The organism is Burkholderia sp. IT-111MI5 (genome assembly GCF_949752865.1).
Classification (GTDB): domain Bacteria; phylum Pseudomonadota; class Gammaproteobacteria; order Burkholderiales; family Burkholderiaceae; genus Burkholderia; species Burkholderia pyrrocinia_C.
Map to the genome: position 1 here is coordinate 46,337 of NZ_CATKIF010000017.1, position 20,028 is coordinate 66,364.

The following is a 20,028-nucleotide window of genomic DNA, read 5'->3' on the forward strand; positions in this document are numbered from 1 at the left end:
GCGTGGTCGTTAAGGACGATTGTGTGCCCATTTGACCAGTCGACAACAACGCGGCAACCGGAGATCACCGTCATCATGCTGTCATCGATTCGCGCCCGAATTCTGGCGACCTGCGTCGCCATCGTGGTCACGGCCCTGGCCGTGACAGGCGGCCTTGTTTACTACGTCGTCAAGCAACACAACGACGCAACCATCGACCAGAACCTGCAGTCCGTCCTGACCGGCCACGCGCTCGCGCTCGACGAGTGGGTCGCGAGCCGCGCGCAGCAGACCCAGGCGCTCGCGGACACGCTGGCGCCGGGCGAAGGCGACCCGCTGCCGGCGCTGACGCTGCTTGGCAAATCGGGCGGCTTCCAGGTGCTCACGCTCGGCCTGCCGGACCGCACGGCGTTCTCGAACGTCCCGCTCGCGGCCGGCTACGATCCGACCGCGCGCCCGTGGTTCAAGCAGGCGGTCGAGGCCGGCCGGCTCGTCGTCACGGCGTTGTACCGCGACGCGTCGACCGGCAAGCCCGCCTTCGCGTTCGCCGCACCGATCGTTCGCGGCGGCGCGCTGAAGGGTGTGCTCGCGGCGAGCCTCTATATGGAGCGCGCGAGCGCGATCGTGGCATCGATGCACCCGACGCCGGCGAGCTTCGCGTTCCTGGTCGACAAGAGCGGGCGCCTGATCGCGGGCGCGAAGACCGACCTGATCATGAAGCCGGCCGTCGAGCTGTCGCCCGAACTGACGCCGGAGCGCCTCGCCGGCCTGCAGGCGGCGACCGAACCGGTGGCGATCGACGTGGACGGCGTGACCAAGCTGCTCCGCGCGCGCCCGATCGCCGGGACGGACTGGTCGCTCGTGATGGCGCTCGACCGGTCGGACGTGACGGCCGGCATGCGGGCCGTCGCGACGACGACGCTCGTTGCGATCCTCGTCGTCGCCTGCGTCGCGGCAGCGCTCGTCGGCGCACTGACGAACGCGGCGTTCAAGCGCGTGCTGCTCGTGCGCGACGCGCTGACCGACGTCGCGAGCGGGAGCGGCGACCTGACGAAGCGGCTGCCGGCCGACGGCCGCGACGAGGCCGCGCAGATCGCGCACGCCTTCAATATGTTTGCCGAAAAGATCAGTGCGATCCTGCTGCAGATTCGCGGCTTCAGCGAATCCGTGAACGTGGCGAGCGCGGAGATCGCGCAGGGCAACCAGGATCTGTCGAGCCGCACCGAACTTGCGGCATCGAGCCTGCAGGAGACGGCGGCGGCGCTCGAGGAGATCGCCGGCACGGCGCGCAACTCGGCCGATGCGGCCACGCAGGTGAGCCGGCTGGCGGAATCGGCGTCGGGTGTCGCCGTGCGCGGCGGCGAGGTGGTGAGCGAGGTGGTCGCGACGATGGGCGAGATCACGAAGGCGTCGGCCGAGATCTCGAACATCATCGGCGTGATCGACGGCATCGCGTTCCAGACCAACATCCTCGCGCTGAATGCGGCCGTCGAGGCGGCGCGCGCGCACGAGCACGGGCGGGGCTTCGCGGTGGTCGCGGGCGAGGTGCGCACGCTTGCGCAACGCAGCGCGGTGGCGGCCAGGGAAATCAAGCAGTTGATCCAGTCGTCCGTCGAGAAGATCGAGGGCGGTTCGGGACTCGTGCAGACGGCCGGTGCGACGATGGACGAGATCGTCGAGGGCGTGCGCGGCATCACGAGCGTGATCGCGGAAATGACGGTCGCGGCGAACGAGCAGAGCACCGGGCTCGCGCAGGTGAACCAGGCCGTGTCGCAGCTCGATCACTCGACGCAGCAGAATGCGGCGCTCGTCGAGGAATCGGCTGCCGCCGCGGCGCTGTTGCGCGAGCAGGCGGCGCAGCTCGCGCAGACGGTCGGCGAATTCAAGCTCGCGGGTTCGCACCGGGCCGAGACGGCATCGGTGTGATCCGGCTGCGAGCGCCGAAGGCTGCAGGAAGGGGGAAAGGGCAAGAAAGGGCCGCGTCGCACCCTCCGCGCATCACACGTACAGGTAACGCACCAGGTGGAAGAACACCGGCGCGGCAAAACAGATCGAGTCGACGCGATCGAGCATCCCGCCGTGGCCCGCGATCATCGAGCCCCAGTCCTTCGTGCCGAGCGAGCGCTTGACGGCCGACAGCACGAGCCCGCCGACGAAACCCGCGATCACGATCGCGAGCGAGATCCCGAACGCCGCGCCGAAGCTGAACGGCGTCACGCGATACAGCGACGCGCCGCACAGCGTCGCGAGCAGGCCGCCGCCGACGAAGCCTTCGACCGTCTTCGACGGCGACAGCTGCGGCGCGATCTTGCGGCGCCCGAACAGCTTGCCGACGACATACTGCAGCACGTCGCTGATCTGCACCACGACCAGGAAGAAGAACAGCAGCAGCGCGTTCTGCCCCGCGTAGCGCGGAATGTCGAGGATCAGCACGGCCGGCGCGTGGCTCAGCCCGTACACGCACACCATCAACGCCCAGTTGATCTTCGCGTTGCGGCTCAGGAATTCGCGCGTGTCCTGCGTGAGCGCCGACACGAGCGACATCGCGAAGAACAGGTGCACGGGCACGAAGATCGAATACATCCCGTACCAGTTGATCCCGAGCAGCAGGTACTGCACGGGGATCGCGACGAAGAACGCGATGAACAGCGTCGTGTGGTCGCTCGCGGTGGTCGGCGTGAGCGTGATGAATTCGCGCAGCGTCAGGTACGACAGCAGCGCGAACACGAGATACGTGACGTTGTTGCCGAGGCCGATCGCAATGGCCATGATCGCGATCATCGCCCACCACGCGCGGATGCGCTGGTTCAGGTTGACGATGGTCGAGCTCGTGCCGCCGCTGCGCGCGCCGAGGATCGCACCGATCACGGTGGCGACGACGAGCACGCCCGTGACGCCCGCGACCAGTTCCCAGAAAAGAGTTCGCATGGGGATATCCGGAAAAAGGGAGAGGAGGGCGCCGCGTTCAGCCCGCGGGCCGCTGCGGCGCGAGCGCGACGATCGCGTCGCGCATGCGGGCGAGGAACGTCGGCTTGTCTTCCTGGTCGCCGAGCGCATCGTTCGCGCCGAAGTGCACCTTGCAGATCAGCGGCACGGGCCAGATCGCCCCCTTCGGCATGATGCGCTGCAGGTTCTCGAGGTAGACGGGCGCGAGCGCGACGTTCGGGAACTCGGTCGCGAGATGGAACAGCCCGCTCTTGAACGGCTGCGGCAGCACGTCGGCGCCGCGCGTGCCTTCCGGGAAGATGATGATCGAGTGCCCTTGCCGCAGCGCGTCGCGCACCGGTTCGAGCGGGTCGCCGCCGGATTCGCGGTGACGGTCGATCAGCACCACGTTCAGCAGCTTCTGCGCGATGTGGCGCTTCATGTCGCTGCTGTCCCAGTAGTCGCGCGCGGCGACCGGCCGCACGACCGCGCGCACGTCGCGCGGCAGCGCGGCGAGGATCGCGAGCGTGTCGATGTGGCTCGTGTGGTTCGAGAAATAGATCTTCTGCGTCGGGGACGGCGGCGCCTGATGCCAGACCGGATACGCGCCGGCGACGAGCCGCACGATGGACAGCAGGAAGTCGCGCTGCCAGACGTTGACGATGTTCATCGGCGCGGTGCCTCCTGCCTGCATGCCCGGCCGCAGGTGCGGCGGACGGGATCCCGGAATGCCGGCGCGGCAGGATGCGCGCCGGACGGCCTTTGTTTAAATTTTTTCAAGTTCGTGGCTGCCTGTCGCAGGTCCGCGATAATCGGACGGTTCGCCGTCACACCACGTTGCGTAGCGGCGAATGTGCCGGTCGGCGGCGTGATGATCGGCCATTGCACGAGCGCCCGTTTGCAGTTCGAATGGATCTTCGCTGCGATCGGGCCAGCGGATTATCGCGAGTTTCCGTCAAAAACGCCAGATTGGCGCCGCGCGGGCGGGCCGGGCGCATGCTTGACGCAGCGGTGCTGCTCGGCGACGATGGGGGCCGTCCATTGAAGGCCGACGAAGGCCGTTTCGCCGCCCGGGGCATGGCGGCGGGAAACGTGTCCGACCGTGCCGCGCGAAAAATACGAATACGAAACGATGAGCCTCTACGCACTCAAACCCAAATTCCAGGACCGTCTGTGCCCGTTCGCGAATTCGCTCGCCGAACGCGGCGTCACCGCCAACCAGGTCACGCTGTTCGCGGCCGGCGGCTCGATCGTCGTCGGTGCGCTCGCCGGGCTCGGCGTATTCGCCCGCGTGCTGTTCCTGCTGATTCCGCTGTGGCTGTTCGCGCGGATGGCGCTCAACGCGATCGACGGCATGCTCGCGCGCGAACACGGGCAGAAGAGCACGCTCGGCGCGTACCTGAACGAGCTGGGCGACGTCGTGTCCGACGTCGCGCTCGTGCTGCCGTTCCTCGCCATTTCCGCGTTCGCTCCGGCGGACGTCTGGCTGTTCGCGCTGACGGCGGTGATCGTCGAATGCGCGGGGCTGATCGGGCCGCTCGTCGGCGCCACGCGCCGCTACGATGGCCCGTTCGGCAAGAGCGACCGCGCGCTGGCCCTCGGCGCATTCGCGCTATGGATCGGCTTCGGCCTGCCGGTCGGCAGCATCGCCGCGTGGCTGTGGCGCCTGCTGATCGTGCTGTCGATCGTGACGGTGGTGCGGCGCGTGCAGGCCGGCATCGCCGAAAAGGGCGGTTGACCTACGAGGCGCCGGAGGGCGGCGCCACATGATTCGAATAACGAAACGAGAGAGATCACATGAGCGCACGCACGGCCCGCGAGGCCGACTTCATCACGCACGACGGCGAAACGCTGTTCTATCGTCACTGGCCCGCGACGGGCCCGCGCTGCCGCGGCGCAATCGTGCTGCTGCATCGCGGCCACGAGCATTCGGCGCGCGTCGCGCATCTCGTCGACGAGCTCGACCTGCCGGATTTCGCGTTTTTCGCATGGGACGCGCGCGGCCACGGCCGTTCGCCCGGCGCGCGCGGCTACAGCCCGAGCGCGGCCGCATCGGTGCGCGACCTGCAGACCTTCGTCGAGCATATCCGCGACACGCACGGCATCGCGATCGAGGACATGGCCGTGGTCGGGCAGAGCGTCGGCGCGGTGCTCGCCGCGACCTGGGCGCACGACTACGCGCCGCCGATCCGCTGCCTCGTCGTCGCGTCGCCGGCGTTCCACATCAAGCTCTACGTGCCGTTCGCGCGGCCGGGCCTGCGGCTGATGCACAAGCTGCGCGGGTTGTTCTACGTGAACAGCTACGTGAAGCCGAAATTCCTCACGCACGATCCCGAGCGGATCGCGAGCTACGCGTCCGATCCGCTGATCACGCGGCCGATCGCGGTCAACATGCTGCTCGACCTGCACGACACCGCGCGGCGGATCGTCGCCGACGCGGCCGCGATCACCGTGCCGACGCAACTGCTGATCTCGGGCGCCGACTGGGTCGTGCATCGCGGCCCGCAGGATCGCTTCTTCGAACGGCTCGGCTCGGCGCGCAAGGAGCGCATCGTGCTGCCGGGCTTCTATCACGACACGCTCGGCGAGCGCGACCGCGCCCAGGCGCTCGCGCCGCTGCGCGCGTTCGTGCTGCGCGAGTTCGATGCACCGAGCCCGCGCGTGTCGCTCGCCGATGCCGACCGGCGCGGCGCGTTCCACGACGAATACGCGGCGCTCGGCCGGCCGCCCGCGAACGTGTTCGCGCGTGCGTACTGGGCGCTCACGCGCGCCAGCCTGAAAGCGGGCGGCGCGCTGTCGGACGGCATCGCGCTCGGGCTGCGGCTCGGTTTCGATTCGGGCTCGACGCTCGATTATGTGTACCGCAACCGCGCGCAAGGGCGGCTCGGCGTCGGCGCGCTGGTCGATCGCACGTATCTCGATTCGCCGGGCTGGGTCGGCATCCGCCAGCGCAAGGTGCATCTGCAGGAGCTGATCGGCGCGGCGATCGGCCGCTTGCGCGGCCACGGCACGCCGGTGCGGATCGTCGACATCGCGGCCGGGCACGGGCGCTACGTGCTCGACGCGATCGCGACGGCCGCCGAGCGCGACGGCGCGGCGCCCGACGACATCACGCTGCGCGACTACAGCCCGCCGAACGTCGAGGCCGGGCGCGTGCTGATCGCGCAGCGCGGGCTCGAGCCGATCGCGCGCTTCGAGCGCGGCGACGCGTTCGACGAGACGTCGCTCGCGACGCTCGAGCCGCGTCCGACGCTCGCGATCGTGTCGGGTCTCTATGAACTGTTCGGCGAGAACGCGCTGATCGAACGTTCGCTGCGCGGGCTCGCGCAGGCCGTGCCGCCGGGCGGCTATCTCGTCTATACGGGGCAGCCGTGGCATCCGCAGCTCGAATTCATCGCACGTGCGCTGAACAATCACCGCGGCGAGGCGACCTGGGTGATGCGCCGCCGCTCGCAGGCCGAGATGGACGAACTCGTCGCGCGCGCGGGCTTCCGCAAGCTCGACCAGCGGATCGACGAGATGGGCATCTTCACGGTCAGCCTCGCGCAGCGGGTCGACGCGTCATGAGCGCGTTCGGCGGCGGTGCGAGCGGCGTCGCCGAGCCGGCGGCCGGCGCGCGCGACGCGTCGTTCGCGCTGCGCTTCGGCTGGCTCGCGGCGATGGGCGCCGTGTTCTTCTCGACGTACGGCTTCGCGAACTGGCTCGCCGCGCACCGCGCGGCGGTGCCGACGTTTGCGTTCGGCTGGGAGCACGCGATCCCGTTCGTGCCGTGGACGATCGTGCCGTACTGGTCGATCGATCTTCTGTATGCGCTGTCGTTTTTCTTCTGGACGCGCCGCGACGATCTGCTCGATCACGTGAAGCGCTTGCTCACCGTGCAACTGGTGTCGGTCGCGTGCTTCATCGCGTGGCCGCTGCGCTTCGGTTTCGAGCGGCCCGAGCCGGGCGGCGCGGCCGGCGCGCTGTTCACGCTGCTGATGGGGTTCGACAAGCCGTTCAACCAGGCGCCGTCGCTGCACATCGGGTTGCTCGTCGTGCTGTGGGCCGTCTATGCGAAGCATCTGCACGGCACGGTCGCGCGCGTCGTGCTGCATCTGTGGTTCGCGGCGATCGGCGTGTCGGTGCTGACGACCTACCAGCATCACGCGATCGACGTGCCGACCGGCGCGGCCGTCGGCTGTCTCGCGCTGTTCCTGTTTCCGCTGCGCGATGCCGCGGGCCGGCTGCCGGGTGCCGATGCGTCGCCGGGCGCGGTGGGCCGCGCGCTCGCGCGTCGTTATGCGCTCGGCGCGGCGCTGGTCGCGCTCGTGGCGCTGTGGTGCGTGCCGCGTGCGCCGGGCTGGGCGCTGGCGGCGGGGTGGATCGCGCTGGCGCTCGCGTGCGTCGCGTGGCTCTACCGGCGCGGAGCGCCCGGCGCCTTTCAGAAGGATGCGCACGGGCGTTTCCCGGTCTTCATCCGCTGGCTGCTCGCGCCGACGATCGCCGGCGCGTTCGTCAATTCGCGGCTGTGGACGTTCCGGCAGCCGGCGCCCGTGCGGATCGACGAGCGCGTGTCGATCGGCCGCACGCCGACGACACGCGACATGCGGCGCCACGGCTTCACGGCGCTGGTCGACCTGACCGCCGAGATGCCGCGCTGGGCGGCGACCGATGCGTCGCTCGCATATGCGGCCGTGCCGCAGCTCGATCTTGTCGCGCCGACGGCCACGCAGCTCGCGCAGGCAGTCGCGGCGCTCGAGCGCCTGCACGGCGAAGGGCGTGACGTGCTGGTCTGCTGCGCGCTCGGCTATGGGCGCAGCGTGCTGTGTGCGGCCGCGTGGCTCGCCGCGCGGCGCGGGCTCGGCGATGCGCGCGACGCGCTTGCCGCGGTGCGCGCGGTGCGGCCGCACGCGGTGTGGTCGGACGACGGCGTGGCCGTACTGCAGCACTGGATCGATCGCCGTCGCAGCGCGGGAGGCGTGTGATGCGCGATCCGTCCGCTCCATTTCGGATTGCCGCCGCGCGCGGCGCGCTCGATGCGGGCGCGTGGGCGATCGCGGCTGCGCTGGCCGCGGCCGGCGCGGGCTGGTGGATTGCATCGGGCTGGGCGCCGGCGACGATCGCGCGCGTGCTGCTGGCCGTCGTCAGTACGGGGTCGGGGATCGCGGCGCTGTGGTACGCGGTGCGCATCGAGATCGACCGCCGGCTGTTCGCCGCGTTGGCGCGCGCGGCGGCGGGCGATGCGCCGATCGACGACGGGCTCGCGGCGCTCGACCGCGCGCTCGCCGATCTCGGCTGGATCGACGCAGCGAAGGCCGGGCGCGCGCTCGACGCGCGCGTGCGCGGCGCGGTCGGGCTGTGCCGGGCCGGCGTGCTCGTCGCGGTTGTGCAGTGGGTTGTGGTCGGGCTCGCGATCGCGATGCCGCAGGTAGGCTAGCGGTTTGCTGGTACGGTTTTTTCGAGAAAATATAGCCGTGCGGGAACATTTTTCTTAATACACGGCTGTAAATAGGCAATATTTGCCACTGGTGCATCAGAGACTCCTTCGTCCGCCGAAGGGGGCACGTAGTAATTTCCGATTCAACGAACCATACTTTTGCCTTTCTATGGAATTCATATGAAAGGCATTTATAATCTTCGCTCGGCAGAAATCCCGCCTTAATAACAACCGAGGGCATGCTGCATGAGCAACACCGCACTTTATGAGGCGTTGCGTCTCGGCGACGCGCAATACAATCGACTGATCAAACTCGATACGCCGCTCGGCGTCGATTGGTTGCTGCCTCTCTACGTCAAGGGCACCGCCAGACTGGGGCGCGATTATGAGTTCGTGATCGATGTCGTTTCTGCGCGCGGCGGGCAGATCGAACTCAAAGCACTGCTCGCCAAACCAGTCACACTGTGGATTCAGCAGGTCGACGGTTCATACATGCCGATCCATGGCTATGTGCACCGATTCAGCCGTTTGGGGGCGGACGGCCCGCTTACCTATTACAAGCTCGCATTTTCATCGTGGCTTTATTTTCTGTGCCTGCGTCGCGACATGCGGGACTGGCAGGAGCAGAACGGTGAACAGATCCTGACCGACGTCTTCAACGAACACCCGCAGGCGCGTGGCGCATTCCGCTTCGACGTTCATAAGCCGCTGCCGTCGTATTCGAATCGCGTGCAATGGGAATACGACCTCAATTTTGTTCATCGCAGCATGGAAGAAGCAGGCGTGTTTCCCTACTTCGAGCAGGCGGACAATGGCCGTTCTCACATGATGGTTGTCACGGACGACGCCTACTTCGTCCCGACGCTGAGGCAATCCGTTGTCCAGTTCGGTCGTATGGAAATTGGCGGCGAATTGGACGGATTCGCGCAATGGAAGGAGCAACTTCAGATCGAGAGCGCACAGCTGACGTCACGCTCGTTCGACTACAAGCGGCCCGATCTTCCCCGGCAGGTCCAGGGGGTGACCGATGTGCATGGCAATCTGCCGACGGATGGCGAAATCTACGACTACCCCGGTGCGTACATGTGGTCGGATCGGGCTCAGGGCGAGCGTCTCGTACGGATTCGCCTCGAGGAGAGGATGTCGCGGATGAAGCGCTTTCATGGCGTTGGCGCTTTACGCTGCGCGATGCCGGGAAGGCGCTTCGAGCTTCGCGGCCATCCGGTACATGACGCGATGAGCCAACCGGATCGCGAATTCGTGTTGCTCGGTGTCGACTGGTTGATCAGCAACAATCTGCCCGGTCTGGACCGGATCGAGGCATTTCCCGACGGGCTGGCCGCGGAAATCGCAAAGGCGAAGACTGGTGCAACGGTGCATCACGCCGACGGCAGCGAGGGCTTCTTTCAGGTGCAGGTCGAAGCGCAACCGCGCAATGTGCCGTTTCGCAGTTCGTTCGATCACAAGAAGCCGGTCATGCAGCTACAGAACGCGATCGTTGCCGGGCCGGACGGCGAAGAGGTCTACACCGACTCGCTGAACCGGGTGAAGGTGTGGTTTCACTGGAATCGCCGCAACGGTCAGGACGAGCGTGCGTCATGCTGGGTACGTCCGACATTTCTCGACGCGGGTGCCAACCGCGGCGGCATTCAGCCGTTGCGCAAGGGGGATGAAGTCGTCGTCGGTTTCATGGAGGGCGACTGCGACAGGCCGGTCATTATCGCGAGGATGTACGGCGGCGCAACGCAACCGGTGTGGCACACGAACGGTCTGCTGTCGGGCTATCGGTCGCGCGAGTATGGCGGTCGCGGCTATAACCAGCTCGTGATGGACGATTCGACGCAGCAGAATCGCGTTCACCTTTATTCGAGCAGCTATCAGTCGCATCTGCATCTCGGCTACCTGATCCAGCATGCGGACAATACGCGCGGTACATTTCTCGGCAGCGGCTTCGACCTCAAGTCGGACGCTTATGGTGCCATTCGCGCGGGGCAAGGGCTGTTCGTCTCGACACATTCTGCAACGGTAAACCAGCCGCTGAACGTGACCGCGGCGTCCGAGCAACTGGCAAGCGCGGAAAGCGTGGTGGAGCTGACGTCTCAGGCGAGCGCCGCGAATCAGGCCGAAAGTCTGGAGGAAGGGCACGACGCACTGAAGCGATTTACCGATGCCACGCAATACAACGTGGCGGGAGGCGCGGGCAGCGGCGGGCGGACGGGAGGTGGCGGCACGGGCAGCGCAAACGGGTTCTCGACGCCGATCATGCTGATCGCAAGTCCCGCTGGCGTGGGCGTGTCGACGCAGGATTCGGCGCAGCTCACGGCAAACCAGCAAGTCAATATCGTGAGCGGCAGGAGTACGCACGTTGCCGCCGGCAAATCGCTGATCGCGAGTGTGATGGAAAAGATCAGCCTGTTCGCGCAGAACTCGGGGATCAAGCTGTTCGCGTCCAAGGGCAAGGTCGAGATTCAGGCGCAGAGCGACGAGATGAAACTCGCCGCGCTCAACGACGTGACGGTCACCAGTTCGAGTGGACGTGTCGTCATCTCTGCCGAAAAGGAGATCTGGATCGGCGCCGGGGGCTCGTATATCAAGATCACGCCTGACTTGATCGAGAACGGAACGAGTGGCCAGATTCTCGAAAAATGCGCATCGTGGGACAAGCCGGGTGCGTCATCGATGCGTCTGCCTTCACCGATTGCGAGCGTGCCGAAGGGGTGTGCGTGGAAGACGGCGTCGGCGTCGGCCGACAGCGCGTCGAGCGTGGTGTTGGAGTAGTCGTCATGAGTCGTCCGAACAACCGCGACGCAGAGCGTCAGGAAGGCATGGATGTGTCGAGCGAGGCAGCGGCAATCGATACGACGATGAGTGTGCTGCATGCTCATTTTGACAAGCAACCGGAGATGCGCTGTCTGCTGGTCGTCGACCCGGCCCAGCGCGATTTGCCGAACGAAGAAGGCTCTGTGTTCAGCGAGTTGACGCGCGCGGTCGTGACGATCGCGCACGACGCATATCCGGATGAACACCAACCCTACCTCGTCGAACTGGATCTGTCTTCGTCAGCGGGCGTCGCGCTTCTGAGAGAAAGTGTGCGCCTCGCATTCGAAGACAGGCGTCCTGCGTCGATGGCAAAGGGCCTCGGGCAGCGGGTCGGCGGATGGTTGGCGAGTTCTGCGTCGCCTGACAAAGTCGCCGAGCACTGGTCGAGGCAGGTGCTGCAGTATGACGAGCGAGGGCGTTTATGTGCGCTGCGTTTCTACGACACGCGTGCACTGGGCCTGATCTGGCCAGTACTGACCGAGCGACAGCAGCAGGCCTTGCTTGGGCCAGTCAAGGTCTGGCATGCGCTCGATGCCTGTGCGAAGCCGCGTGCGTATGGCAGGGATGCTGAATCGAGTCAGGCATTTTCGCTCGCGAAGGCGCAATGGCCGGGCGTGCATCGTCATGGCCTCGTCAACCGCGCAATCGCGTTGCATGCATTGGCGGCAGGCCGTCAGCCCATACCTGCGGAAGTGGCAGCGGCCGTTGCTGCCGCCGCGCGTGCGGAGCAATACGGGCTGCATGACCGTGACGATCTGGTTGCGTTCATCGGACATGCGCTTGACTGGCATCCCTGGTTCGACCGGCATCCCGAGGTTGCGAAGGCGTTGCAGCAGTGTTCGCCCGACGATTTTTATACCGCAGCGATCGGCCACCTCCAGCCTGGCGAAATCGACGAAATCCGACGCGGTGGGTGGTATGACGAGAGGGCGTCGTCTTCGATCGAGTCACGCCGGCCGATGACAGACACGAGACACGAATAACAGAAATGGCGACTACTGAACAAGAATGCGCGAATTGCCAGAAGACGGGGCTGGCGATCCTTCCCGTCCGCTATACGGTTTTGCCGAATACCGTTCCTGCAAGATTGCCGGACGGCATTGGCGGGAAGGGCGTCACTGACGTTCCGTTGACGACGCATCGTTACGGGTTGCGCACGCTCCGGGACGGGTGGCTGTACCTCTACTATGTCCAGAGTGCGAGAGGTCACAAACGATGGGAAGTATACAAGGTGACGGAAGACGGGCGCTTGTGGAAGCAGTCGCGCCCGCTGCCTGACCAACCTTCCACGCATCCTGCGTGCGCTAAACGAGCGATTGCGGTACCGATGGATGTGATCGCGATCGAGCGTCCGGAGAAATGCACGAACCGTGTCTATATCGCGTTCTCGGAACACGCGTGGATCGAGGATACGTTCAAACGGTACGAGGCAAATCCTGCCTTGCTCGAACAGCGCATGCAGTGGATCGAGCCGTCGAAATGGATCAACGGCGGCAACGATCCGCAAAAGCATGCCGTCGTCGCAACCCGAAAAAGTATCGATGACGTCGTCGAGTACATGCCGGGTCTGGATCCCAAGCTGCTTGATCCGAAGGATCAGCCGTTGACCGACAAGGCGGGCGTGTACGATCCGAAACTGATGGGGCGGGAGTCGACCCGGTATCCGTTGCATATCCGTCAGGCATCTCCGCAGTCCACGAGCGAAGCGTTGGTCAAGTTGATGAACACGATCGGCTCGACCGGCAAGGGGCAATCTCATCCGCCGATGATGCTGGCGTTGTGGGATGGTATCGGCAACGCGCACGAACTGAACGATTTTCGCAACGACGCAGGCAGCATGTTGTCCTTGTATGTCAAGGAGCAGGGCACGCAGATCGACGCGATGCTGTCGATCGATGCGGCGGAAGTGGCCGTGCGAAACGGTGCGGTTGCGTTCAAGAGCCGCATGCGGTCCGCGTTGCGGGCCGGCTGGGAAGGCATGTTGAACAATCCCGGCGCGATGGACGGGATTCCGAGTTATGCCGTCATCACGCCGGAGCAGCAGGCGGCGTCGGACAGGCGGATTCAGGAAGCGGGCGTGATCAGCCCCGAAGAAGCGAAGACGATCGGCGACGCCGAGTGGCCGAAGTACCAGGACAAACTGAATCTTCGGAAGCTCGGGGATTTCCGGCCGTGGTTCAAGTCCGTTCAGGACGCGGTCAAGGCGATTCAGGCCCGGCGTACGCCCGATGTGAAGGCGTGGCTGAAGGCGCCCACGTTCATCGCGGCGTTGCATGATTATCACGAAGAGAACGCGGACGACGGTCGGGCATTCGAGAAGGTCATCGTTCAGGCGATCAACGGGTTGCCGTCGGAAGATCGCGGCGCGGCCGTCGTCTACGATCTGGTCAACAACATGGATCCGACATTGCCGACCAGCCTCGTGTGGCGAGCGTTCGCCTACAACCAGAAGCATCCGAAGGCCGAGATCAAGGAACTGCTGGCACAGGCGATTGCGAACAAGACGACCAAGGCGGATCCGGTCAGCGACATCGCCGACAAGATCGGCAAGGTGCTGGAGCAACTGAAGAACTTCGTCGATTTTCGGGAGAAGATGACTGAGGTTCATGAGCATCAGAACCCGATATCGGTATCTGAAAAGTACTTGAAGAGTATTCAAGGCGACGGTCTCGTCATCACGATGGGCAACGCGCTGTTCAAATGGACTGGGCTGGGCGTGCTGGGGGACTGCGCGGGCACTTTCATGATTCGCGGCGCGCTGATGTTGCGCGTCGGTATCAGCAAGGCGGACACGATCGATCTCGTCAGGCAGGCGGTCAAGGTCGAGCCTGATTTGCGCCTGAAGTTGCAGCAGGGATATCGGGCATTGCGCAGCCAGGGGATTGCGGCGAAGGATGCATTCGTGAGGACGATACAGTCGCTCGCGGAACACGAGGGCGGGCAGCTCTATCGCGCGAAGTGGAATGCGGTCAAGCTGACGCAGGAAGGCAAGGCCGTCAATCTTGGCGTGCGGATCGGTGGTACCTTGGCCGTGATCGAATTGCTGAGCTTCGGTTGTGCGCTTGCGAAGGCGGACAAGAAGGGCGAGGACTACGCAATGCTGGTGGCGGGCGGGTTCTCGTCGATGTCCGCGTGTCTGCAGGCGTCGACGAAGCTGATGACAGGGCTGGCGAAGGATGCGGCGCGGACGTTGACCAATCTGAAGGCGATTACGGGGTACCTGGGTGGGACGTCTGCGTTGATTGGGGCAGTTCTGGATTTTGGGAAAATCATCGAGCAGGCACAGCAGCGAAAATACTCGACCGCAACGCTGTACACAGTGAAGTTTGGTTTAGGTGCGGCGATTGTAGTAGCTAATTTCCTTACCGCCTTAACCTCGTCTGCACCATTGATTGCTCGAATCACCGGTGGTCGTAGCGTTGTATTTTTGGGAAAGGTTGGCGCTGGGATTGCTGGCGCGACGACCCGAACTACTGCACTGGCGGCTAGTGACGCGGGTGGGTGGTTGGCGAAACAGCGAGCAGCAAATGCAGCCGGGAGGGTTGCTGTCGGGGTGGCTGCGGAAGAGGCGGGGGTCGTCATTACCGGACGCGTTGCATTGTTAGGAATTGGTCGCGCCGTATTGTTCCTCGCTGGATGGGAAGTGGCTTTGGCGATGGTGGTGCTTCAACTTATGATTGCGTATTTTTCGGATAATGAACTTCAGACGTGGTTCGAGAAGTGCTCGTTCGGGAAGAAAGCGGAAAGTCCGCCTTGGACGGTAGACAAGCAACGTGAGGAATTTGAAAAAGCCCTTTCAGCCCTTGGGCTGGAAAATGGTGAGACTTTGGAACGATGACGAATATCTCCACTCCTACAGTAGTTCTGCTTCGCGGGCATATTGGCAACCTTCGCAAGACTCGTTGCAGCCAGGATTTCTTTTTTTCCGATGCTGATCGCGCCAAGATGGGCGCGACGGCGATTGCGGCAGGCTTGGTCGGTTTGGGCGGTGTTGCAGTCGGGTTGAGTGGTATGGCAATGGACACCACCGAAGAGGCCGACTTGCTTGAGTTTGAGCTCGAGGGGAAATCGGTGAGGGCTTGGGTTTGGTGGTCGGTATTTGCGGAAGGCGATGAGGTAGAGGTTGTTGCTGAGCGTTGGGGCAACACGTGGCAGGCATTCGGTGTTCGGCGACTTTCTGACAAGATCGTTGCACTCCATCCGCATTGCAGTCGTGGTCGGAACGCACACTACCGTTCGGCGTTGAAATTATGGTGCAAAATTTCAATGACGTTGATCGCTGTGTTGTTTATATTTGGTTTTTCGTATGGTTTCTTTAAATACGGATCGGAGACGGATTGGGTGGGTCTCTCGATCGGGCTTGCAATGGGCGGATTCGCGGCGGCGGTGGTATACGGAATTATCGCCTTCCGCATCGCGAGAAAATTCATGGGATTCGTCGGACTCGCGGAGAATATTTTTACGGGGTTTGGTTGGAAGGATGTGAGAGATATCGATCTTCCTGAAATTACAAAAAATGAAAAGAAGCCTGGCGAGCCGGGTGCATTAGGTGTTTTGTATTTCCGCTACTAACCATCTATCAATGAGTATGCCGTCGCATCAGGTGCAGTTGTTTCATGGGCACATTGGTAACCTTCGGAAGTCGCGTTGCGACCGGGATTTCCTTTTTGGAGACGCTGATCGAGCCAAGATGGGCGTGACGGCTATTGCGGCTGGTTTGGCTGGTTTGGGTGGAGTTGCAGTTGGGCTGAGCGGTACGGCAATGGATACCACTGAGGAAGCCGACTTGCTTGAGTTTGAGCTCGAGGGAAAATCGGTGACGGCTTGGGTATGGTGGTCGGTGTTTACGGAAGGCGATGAGGTGGAGATTGTTGCTGAAGGATGGGGTGACGTGTGGTACGCCTTTGGTATTCGTCGAATTTCCGACAAAATTGTCGCGCTTCATCCGCATTGCAGCCGGGGGCGTTGTGCACACTATCGAGCATCGTTTAGGTGGGGCGGGATGTTTCTCGCGTTGGCACTGGTGGTGGCGTATTTCACAATTGCTTGTTTTGCCATCTTCAAAGGTGGAGCCCCGATTGATAGTTTACTTATAGGGTGTGCGCTGGGCAGTTTGGGTTCGGCTGCAATTTTTTCTCTTATTACCTACCGAATCTCACGAAAAATGATGGGCTTCGTCCATCTTGCTGAAGGGATTTTTGAAGGATTCGGTTGGAAGGACGTAAAGAACATCGATCTTCCCGCCATCACGAAGAAAGGAAAGAAACCGGGGGAGCCTGGCGAGCTGGGCATCCTGTATTTCCGTTACTGAGCGCACTCGGCTCGGGTTACCAACAAGGCATCTCATTCATGATGAACCTCATCCGTGTCGGCGACGACACCGACCATGGCGGCAAAGTCATCACCGGTTCGTCGAAGATGCGTTTCGACGGCCGTTTCGTGGCGCGCAAAGGCGACGAAGTGTCGTGTCCTCAGCATCCGGAAGTGAAGCCGAACCTGATCGTGGAGGGCGACGAATCGATGACCGACGACGGCGTCCCGATCGCGCGGCACGGTCATCGTGCGACTTGCGGATGTTGCTTGATTTCAAGCCTCGTCTGAGTGGTACGGAGCACGAAGCAGCCGTTCTCCGAAGTTGGTCGCACAAGATAGTCAGACAAGAGCGACCGTCCCCGGTCGCGGTGTGCAGCGCTGAATTTCCCGACCGGTGTTGGCCGACATGACGACGAGCTGGACGAAGTTCGTTGCCGACATATGCGTTGTGAAAAAGTGTTGCATTACGCCGACGAACGCATTCAGACTGGTTGTGGCGAACGCCTGTTCGTCAACGGTCAAGGTCACCTCCAGACCCCTTACGAAGCTCGGCATGGGTTCTCCCGACAGCCAGAGCTGCTTGACGCGATGGCCCAGATTCGTCAATCCGTCGATCAGGTTCGTATGTCTCCCGGACCGCGGGGTGAATTGACGGAGTAGGCGTTTCAATTCCACAAGCCCGGTGCGGGTCAGCTCGATCGAGTGTGGCGCGAGTTGCGCGATGAGCCGCCATACGGCGTCGCCTTGTTGCGGCAAATGTGCGACCTCGGTGGGCGTATCGAGCATCATGATGCGCGACACCATTGGGCCTTGTTCATTCACGAGATCGCCATTCTCCGCACTTGCCCGTATTCTGCGCGGGAGATCGCCGTTCGAGCAGGTCATGTTCGCCGTGATCTGCTCGATCCCGGTGTCGAGGGCAGGGCAGCCATCGAGTCCGATCAGGCCGAGCGCGGCGTTCACCTTTCCTGACGGCGTTGCTGCCGTGTCTTGGACGAGAACCCAGTAAGGGCCGGCCAGACCGCCGGCGCCGCCGTGCATGAGCGACGTGAACGGCTGAATGATATTCGTTCTGGATGCGCCGGTCGTGGCGCGGACCGTATCGACCGACCACACTGCAACCTGGGCTGCGTCGGTGTTCTGAGATTGAACCGGATACGTGTCGGTCAGCGGGTCTCGCTTGAGCGGCACGGACGTAAGCCGGAACAGATTGACGATCGGCGTGCAGAAGAGTTTCAGGTGCTCTGCAGACAGGTTTGCCAGCCGCTGCGCTTCTCGCGAATCCGGATGTACGCCGCAGATGGCGAGGTGCAGCGTCAACTGCGGACTGGGCCCTGCTGCACGCACGAGCGCGGCGAGATCGACGTCGACGAAATCGAATTTCTTCGAATACGCAAAGTATTCGCCGACCAGCCTCAAAGCCGGTGATCCGTCGTCTTCTTCGATCAGTTTCTCGGTATCGTCGTAGCCCACTGACGCAAGCGGCGGAGCGGGCAGTGCGGTCCAGCGCCGTTCGGTATCTTCGACGAAAGCCGCTGCCGTGCGCATCGTTATGGCATCCATTGCCGCGGCGACAACTTCATCGGCGCCATCGATATGGATGCGCAAGGGACTTGGGATGGACTCGATACGAAAGTCAGGCCGCGTAACGGCGAAGGTGACGGAGAGGAGGCCGGTTGTGCGCGGTGGCAATACGACGTCAGAGGGAACGGCTGTCGCCGATACGTAGCGCGCAGCCGCAACGCATATGGGGGCAAGCGTGACGTCGTACACGGTCCGGAACCTGCAGTCCTCTGCCTTGCTCGAGAGTTCGGTACCGCGGGGAATCAATGACGGCTCGGTGAGCTTGTCGAACATATCGGAAACGTCGAACCGGGCAATGGCACATGCCGGCAGCGGTCGGACATACTGGGGATGCAGCATGCCGAGGAGGGCGTCGGCAAACTCCGTGTAGTTGTCGTCGAGCCGAACGTCGATATTCGCGGCAAGAAGAGCGAATGATTGCAGCATTCGCTCGATATGCGGATCTTCGGAGCGGTCTCCGTTGATTCCGAGGCGGACTGCAATTTTGGGATAGCGCGCCGAGAAGGAGGCAATCGATCGGCGCAGTAGGGCAAGTTCTCTTTCGTAGTGCGGAAGCAGATGATCCATTGCGTGAAGTGGCGAACCGATCAAGCGTTAAAAACACGAATTCGCTGTCTGTCCGGTCGCGCTGAATGATGTCGGGCGCGTTAGCGCTGGCATCGCAATGATAACTGCAAAATTACAAAATGCTGTCGGTGTGTGTCGATCCGCTTTCCGATCAGCCGGTTTCAGAATCGGATTGGCGGCGCTGGATGCCCATGTCACGCGTCGCGCGTTCGCTGCCCCCGCGTGCGCTTCACCTCATACATCGCCTGATCCGCATGCTCGATCAGCGCGTTCATGTCGGTGCCGTCGTCGGGCAGCATCGCGATCCCGACGCTGACGCCCAGCCGCAGCGCGTGTCCCTCGAATTCGAACGGTTCGCCGACCTGCCGCGCGAGCCGCGTGCTTTGCGTGTGCGCATCGTCGCGGTTGCCGACGTTCGGCAGGATCACCGCGAATTCGTCGCCGCCGACGCGCGCGACCGTATCCGAACGCCGCACCGCACCGATCATCCGCGTGGCGATCTCGCGCAGCGCGGCGTCGCCCGCGCGATGGCCGAAACCGTCGTTGATCGGCTTCAGCCCGTCCATGTCGATGTTGAGGATGCCGAGCCGGCCGTTCGCGCGCAGCGCCGTATGCATCGACTGCCGCAGGCGGTCGTAGAACAGCGCGCGGTTCGGCAGGCCCGTGAGCGCGTCGTGCGTCGCGCGCAGGTACAGCTCGTTCGCCTCGTTGCGCGCGGCGTGGAACATCGCGGCGGCGATCAGCCCGGCCGTCAGCCGCAGCGTGCCGGCGTCGGCCGGGGAGAAGCCGTCGACGTCCGGCGACATCACCTTCAGCACGCCGACCGTCGTGTCGGCATGCGTGAGCGGCATCACGAGCATCGAGCGCAGGCCGACCCGGCGGCACGCGTCGCGATCGACGCGCGGATCGGTTTCCGAATCGACGCAGTGCAGCAACTCGCCGCGCTGCACGCACAGGCCCGACAGGCTGCCCGAGCGTCGCAGCCGCAGGCCGAGCATCCCGGCGGCCGCGCCCGACGCGGCGCGGTACACCATGTCGTCGCCTTCGGCGAATTCGACCGCCGCGGCGCTCGCGCCGGTGAGCAGCGGCACCTGCTCGGCCACATAGGCCATCACGCTGCCGAGGTCGAGACCGAGTTTCGCGATCTCGGTTTGCGCCGCGATGATGCGCAGCAGCGTGTCGGGGGACGGGGTGGCTGTGTCGACGATTTGATCCAAGTCGTTTTTCCGCGAAGAAAGATCATCGGGTAGTACGGGAGTGCGGTAGCATACGCGCCGCCCCGCGGCAGCGTCTTGCGGGCGGTCTGCAACGGACCGCCGCCAGCATGCCGGCCCGGCCGGCCGCGTCGGCAGTATGCCGTTCGGTCCCGCCGGCAGCAATGGCGAAAATTTTGCCATTCACTCCTTTTGCACAGCATTTCCGAC

15 protein-coding genes are annotated in these 20,028 nt (G+C 63.8%); 11 read left to right on the forward strand and 4 right to left on the reverse strand.

Translation table 11 applies throughout. The features are described 5' to 3' along the window. Positions 1 to 75 precede the first annotated feature (75 nt). Positions 76 to 1,905, forward strand: coding sequence for a methyl-accepting chemotaxis protein (locus ACM6JT_RS17260; protein WP_414856910.1), 1,830 nt, complete (start codon positions 76 to 78; stop codon positions 1,903 to 1,905). A gap of 72 nt (positions 1,906 to 1,977) precedes the next feature. On the opposite strand, the gene ACM6JT_RS17265 is transcribed toward ACM6JT_RS17260, so the two are convergent. Further along, positions 1,978 to 2,907, reverse strand: coding sequence for a phosphatidate cytidylyltransferase (locus ACM6JT_RS17265; protein WP_034183328.1), 930 nt, complete (start codon positions 2,905 to 2,907; stop codon positions 1,978 to 1,980). A 37-nt stretch (positions 2,908 to 2,944) separates the two neighbouring features. After that, positions 2,945 to 3,574 (reverse strand): lysophospholipid acyltransferase family protein, encoded by a 630-nt coding sequence (locus tag ACM6JT_RS17270; protein ID WP_034183469.1) that lies wholly within the window; start codon positions 3,572 to 3,574, stop codon positions 2,945 to 2,947. A 462-nt stretch (positions 3,575 to 4,036) separates the two neighbouring features. On the opposite strand from ACM6JT_RS17270, the gene ACM6JT_RS17275 reads away from it, so the two are divergent. From ACM6JT_RS17275 to ACM6JT_RS17320, 10 genes are all read left to right on the forward strand, one after another. Beyond that, positions 4,037 to 4,642 (forward strand): CDP-alcohol phosphatidyltransferase family protein, encoded by a 606-nt coding sequence (locus ACM6JT_RS17275; protein WP_414856911.1) that lies wholly within the window; start codon positions 4,037 to 4,039, stop codon positions 4,640 to 4,642. A gap of 59 nt (positions 4,643 to 4,701) precedes the next feature. Continuing rightward, a complete protein-coding gene (locus tag ACM6JT_RS17280; RefSeq protein ID WP_414856912.1) occupies positions 4,702 to 6,471 on the forward strand; it encodes a bifunctional alpha/beta hydrolase/class I SAM-dependent methyltransferase in 1,770 nt (589 codons plus the stop codon). After that, on the forward strand, positions 6,468 to 7,868 hold the full coding sequence (locus tag ACM6JT_RS17285; protein ID WP_414856913.1) for a dual specificity protein phosphatase family protein: 1,401 nt from the start codon (positions 6,468 to 6,470) through the stop codon (positions 7,866 to 7,868). The genes ACM6JT_RS17280 and ACM6JT_RS17285 overlap by 4 nt, the downstream gene beginning before the upstream one ends. Beyond that, complete coding sequence (locus tag ACM6JT_RS17290) at positions 7,868 to 8,320, forward strand: hypothetical protein (RefSeq protein ID WP_407971349.1); 453 nt, start codon at positions 7,868 to 7,870, stop codon at positions 8,318 to 8,320. The genes ACM6JT_RS17285 and ACM6JT_RS17290 overlap by 1 nt, the downstream gene beginning before the upstream one ends. Positions 8,321 to 8,566: 246 nt before the next feature. Beyond that, positions 8,567 to 11,098 carry a type VI secretion system Vgr family protein gene (locus ACM6JT_RS17295; protein WP_217590393.1) on the forward strand — a complete coding sequence of 844 codons (2,532 nt, stop codon included), beginning with the start codon at positions 8,567 to 8,569 and terminating at the stop codon, positions 11,096 to 11,098. 5 nt (positions 11,099 to 11,103) lie between these two features. Next, positions 11,104 to 12,123, forward strand: a complete 1,020-nt coding sequence (locus ACM6JT_RS17300) for a DUF4123 domain-containing protein (protein WP_131947653.1) — start codon at positions 11,104 to 11,106, stop codon at positions 12,121 to 12,123. A 5-nt stretch (positions 12,124 to 12,128) separates the two neighbouring features. Next, entirely contained in the window at positions 12,129 to 14,978 is a 2,850-nt protein-coding gene (locus ACM6JT_RS17305; protein WP_414856914.1) for a T6SS effector BTH_I2691 family protein, read from the forward strand. Then, on the forward strand, positions 14,975 to 15,712 hold the full coding sequence (locus tag ACM6JT_RS17310) for a putative type VI secretion system effector (RefSeq protein WP_414856915.1): 738 nt from the start codon (positions 14,975 to 14,977) through the stop codon (positions 15,710 to 15,712). Before ACM6JT_RS17305 ends, ACM6JT_RS17310 begins: the two co-directional genes overlap by 4 nt. 10 nt (positions 15,713 to 15,722) lie before the next feature. Next, positions 15,723 to 16,451 carry a putative type VI secretion system effector gene (locus ACM6JT_RS17315; RefSeq protein ID WP_217590396.1) on the forward strand — a complete coding sequence of 243 codons (729 nt, stop codon included), beginning with the start codon at positions 15,723 to 15,725 and terminating at the stop codon, positions 16,449 to 16,451. A gap of 38 nt (positions 16,452 to 16,489) precedes the next feature. Further along, positions 16,490 to 16,741: a PAAR domain-containing protein gene (locus tag ACM6JT_RS17320; protein WP_131947657.1), complete on the forward strand. Its 252-nt coding sequence runs from the start codon at positions 16,490 to 16,492 to the stop codon at positions 16,739 to 16,741. A 51-nt stretch (positions 16,742 to 16,792) separates the two neighbouring features. On the opposite strand, the gene tssF is transcribed toward ACM6JT_RS17320, so the two are convergent. Together tssF and ACM6JT_RS17330 are read right to left on the reverse strand one after the other, a co-directional pair. Continuing rightward, the gene (gene tssF, locus ACM6JT_RS17325; RefSeq protein WP_414856916.1) at positions 16,793 to 18,604 is read right to left on the reverse strand and encodes a type VI secretion system baseplate subunit TssF; all 1,812 of its coding nucleotides are present in this window, start codon (positions 18,602 to 18,604) and stop codon (positions 16,793 to 16,795) included. A 194-nt stretch (positions 18,605 to 18,798) separates the two neighbouring features. Continuing rightward, positions 18,799 to 19,821 (reverse strand): sensor domain-containing diguanylate cyclase, encoded by a 1,023-nt coding sequence (locus tag ACM6JT_RS17330; protein ID WP_131947659.1) that lies wholly within the window; start codon positions 19,819 to 19,821, stop codon positions 18,799 to 18,801. Positions 19,822 to 20,028: the final 207 nt, after the last annotated feature.